Origin of the sequence: Microcoleus sp. PH2017_05_CCC_O_A (assembly GCF_020738785.1) — a bacterium.
Taxonomy (GTDB): Bacteria; Cyanobacteriota; Cyanobacteriia; order Cyanobacteriales; family Microcoleaceae; genus Microcoleus.
This window is the reverse complement of record NZ_JAEQCB010000298.1, coordinates 1-2,890: the sequence shown is the minus strand read 5'-3', so window position 1 is coordinate 2,890 and position 2,890 is coordinate 1. Positions and strand designations below refer to the sequence as shown.

At 46.5% G+C, this 2,890-nt stretch carries 5 protein-coding genes; all 5 read left to right on the top strand.

Translation table 11 applies throughout. The annotated features are described in order from the left end of the window. A partial coding sequence (locus tag JGK20_RS34085; RefSeq protein ID WP_293233813.1) for a chemotaxis protein CheW occupies window positions 1-574 on the top strand: 574 nt, incomplete at its 5' end. A 10-nt stretch (window positions 575-584) separates the two neighbouring features. After that, the gene (locus JGK20_RS34080) at window positions 585-806 is read left to right on the top strand and encodes a response regulator (protein WP_293233811.1); all 222 of its coding nucleotides are present in this window, start codon (window positions 585-587) and stop codon (window positions 804-806) included. Between the two features lie 257 nt (window positions 807-1,063). Next, the gene (gene msrB / locus JGK20_RS34075) at window positions 1,064-1,561 is read left to right on the top strand and encodes a peptide-methionine (R)-S-oxide reductase MsrB (protein ID WP_366035037.1); all 498 of its coding nucleotides are present in this window, start codon (window positions 1,064-1,066) and stop codon (window positions 1,559-1,561) included. 127 nt (window positions 1,562-1,688) lie between these two features. Next, window positions 1,689-2,378 carry a pentapeptide repeat-containing protein gene (locus tag JGK20_RS34070; protein WP_293233809.1) on the top strand — a complete coding sequence of 230 codons (690 nt, stop codon included), beginning with the start codon at window positions 1,689-1,691 and terminating at the stop codon, window positions 2,376-2,378. Between the two features lie 11 nt (window positions 2,379-2,389). After that, entirely contained in the window at window positions 2,390-2,842 is a 453-nt protein-coding gene (locus JGK20_RS34065; protein ID WP_293233807.1) for a RidA family protein, read from the top strand. Window positions 2,843-2,890 lie beyond the last annotated feature (48 nt).

Below are 2,890 nucleotides of genomic sequence, written 5' to 3'. Positions count from 1 at the left end.
TTCTAAGGCTCTGACTTGCATTAGCGATCGAGCTCGGATTGCTTTCCCGATGGACGGGGTGGAGGACATGATCGATGTACCTCGCGATCAGGTGACGACGGGAGCAGACGGTTTGCCTTGCATTGAGTGGCGGGGTTCGATTTTGCCGTTCCGCCCGCTGCGGGATTTGTTGGGTTACAACCGCCATTTGGGCCGGGGCAGTGTTTACGGGTTTAATACTGACGATGACATGATTTCGGTGATCGTGCTGCGCTCTGCTGGCAATTTCTTGGCGGTGCAGGTGGATCAGGTTTCGACGGAACAGGAAATTGTGATCAAGCAGTTGGAAGGGCCTGTGCCGAAGCCGATCGGGATTGCGGGTGCTACGGTGCTCGGGGATGGCCGGATCGTAGCGATTGCGGACGTTCTAGAACTGATCGATTTGGCTACCGGCAGGCTGCGAAAGGAAGCTGGCGGTACGCTTTGGGATGAGAGCGATCGAGCTGCTGCTGAGGCGGAAATTGAGAAGACTGAGCCTACTGTACTAATTGTGGATGATTCGATTACGGTGCGATCGCTCTTGTCGATTACTTGAGATGCCGAGAATGGATGGTTTAGAACTGCTTTCTCGGATGCAGAAGGATGCGGTTTTGTGCGAATTGCCGATCGCGATGCTAACTTCTCGCGGTGCTGACAGACACCGCCAAATGGCTTACAGTTTGGGCGCGAAGGGCTATTTCACTAAGCCTTATTTGGAGGAACAGTTGATGGATGCTGCTGCTCGGATGCTGAAGGGTGAAGTTGTCGGTGCTCCGGTTGTTGTTTAATTCATCTGCGTTTATCTGCGTTTATTTGCCTATATCTGCGGTTGAAAAAGAGGAATTTTGCAACCGCAGATGAAAATGGATGAACGCGGATTAACGCAGATAATATCTAATTCATCTGCGTTCATCTGCGTTTATCTGCCTATATCTGCGGTTGAAAAAGAGCAATTTTGCAACCGCCGATAAAAAAGATACAAATCCAGCAAAAAGTTTTGAACGTGACTGCTGGTGGTTTAAATTAATTAACAAGTGGATGATGAATGATGAAGAAACGATTATTTTTGAAAGCTGGTATAGCAACAGTCAGCATGGCATGGTTATCGTCCTGTTTGCCGGGGAAGTCAGATGTTATGGCGGCTGGTAATGGTATTTTTGAAGTTACTAAAACTGAGGCAGAGTGGCGCAAACTTTTGACTCCGGCACAGTTTAATGTGTTGCGAAAACACGCTACTGAACGCTCTCATACTAGCATTCTCGACAAGCAATACGGTAAGGGAATTTATGCGTGTGCTGGGTGTAATTTACCAGTTTTTGCGTCGCAAACTAAATTTGATAGCGGTACTGGTTGGCCAAGTTTTTACGATCCGATCAAAGGGGCGATCGCCACATCGATCGATAATTCGCTGTTTGGGACTAGAATTGAGGTACATTGCCGTCGCTGTGGCGGGCATTTGGGTCATGTATTTGATGACGGCCCTGCACCTACTGGCAAACGTTACTGCATGAATGGTGTTGCGATGAAGTTTATTGCTGGCTGAGGTTCTTTCACGGGTAATTCTGTGGTGTGAAATCCGATAATCATCCGCGCGCCAAATCGCAGGTGCACTCCTGATTCGCGCGGATGGTATAGTGGTTTGTGGGACGTGAGGGCGATCGAGGTTATGAATGGACGCTGAAGAACTTTTAGAAAGATATGCCAAAGGCGAACGACAATTTCATTCAGCTATGCTCAGAGGTGTAGACCTCAAAGGTGCAGACTTAAGTGGGATAGACTTAAGCTCTGCAAACTTGACAGCAGCAGAGTTGAATGAGGCCAACTTAACGAAAGCAACGCTTAATAGTACAAACCTCACGAAGGCATCTTTGAAAGGTGCGAATTTGAGCGGGTTAGTACAAGCTCAATCTGCAAACTTCACTGATGCAGATTTGTGCGGTGCTAATTTGAGTAAAGCCAATTTAAATTATGCTAATTTTAGTAATGCGAACTTGAATGAAGCAATCCTAAGTGATGCCCAACTAGCTGGTGTAAAATTTATTGAAGCATCCTTGATTGAAGTGTGTTTGAGCAGAGCTAAACTCAACAGTGCAAACCTGACTCAGGCAAACTTGACTGAAGCAGACTTAAGTCGGGCAGATATAACTAGCATAAAAATCAAAGATACCAATCTTCAGGGAGCCAAGCTGCGCGGTGTCAATTTGTCTAGCTATGATTTGTCGGGTATCAATCTAGCAAAGGCGGATTTAGCTGGAGCCGAATTGATAAAAGTAAATCTAAGAAACGCTTGTTTGCGGGGTGCAATTTTAGAGAGAACGGGTCTTCAAGGAGCTAATTTGACATCAAGGATGCAGACTTAACTGGTACAATCATGCCTGATGGAGAATTTTACAAACCAGAAACCAATCAACAAGAATCTCAAACAGGAACATCTATGACACGCAAAATTATTCGTACTGACAAAGCACCCGCACCAGTCGGCCCTTACAATCAAGCGATCGCCGCTTCGGGCACTATGCTGTTTGTAGCTGGTCAAATTGCGATCGACACTAGACTAAACGATATCGTCTACACCGACGACGTAGCAAAACAAACCGAACAAGTTATGGCAAATCTCGAAGCCATTCTCACCGAAGCCGGCGCGACTTGGTTGGATGTGGTAAAAACTACAGTTTTTCTCAAAAATATGAATGATTTTGCCGCTGTGAATGCGGTTTATGCGAAATATTTTGATGCGGAAACTGCACCTGCGCGCGCTTGTGTCGAGGTTGCGCGTTTGCCGAAGGATGTGTTGGTAGAGATTGATTGTATTGCTGTTATTTGATTATTAGGACTCGATCTTCCGAATTCTTGCCCCCTACTTCCCCGTGAG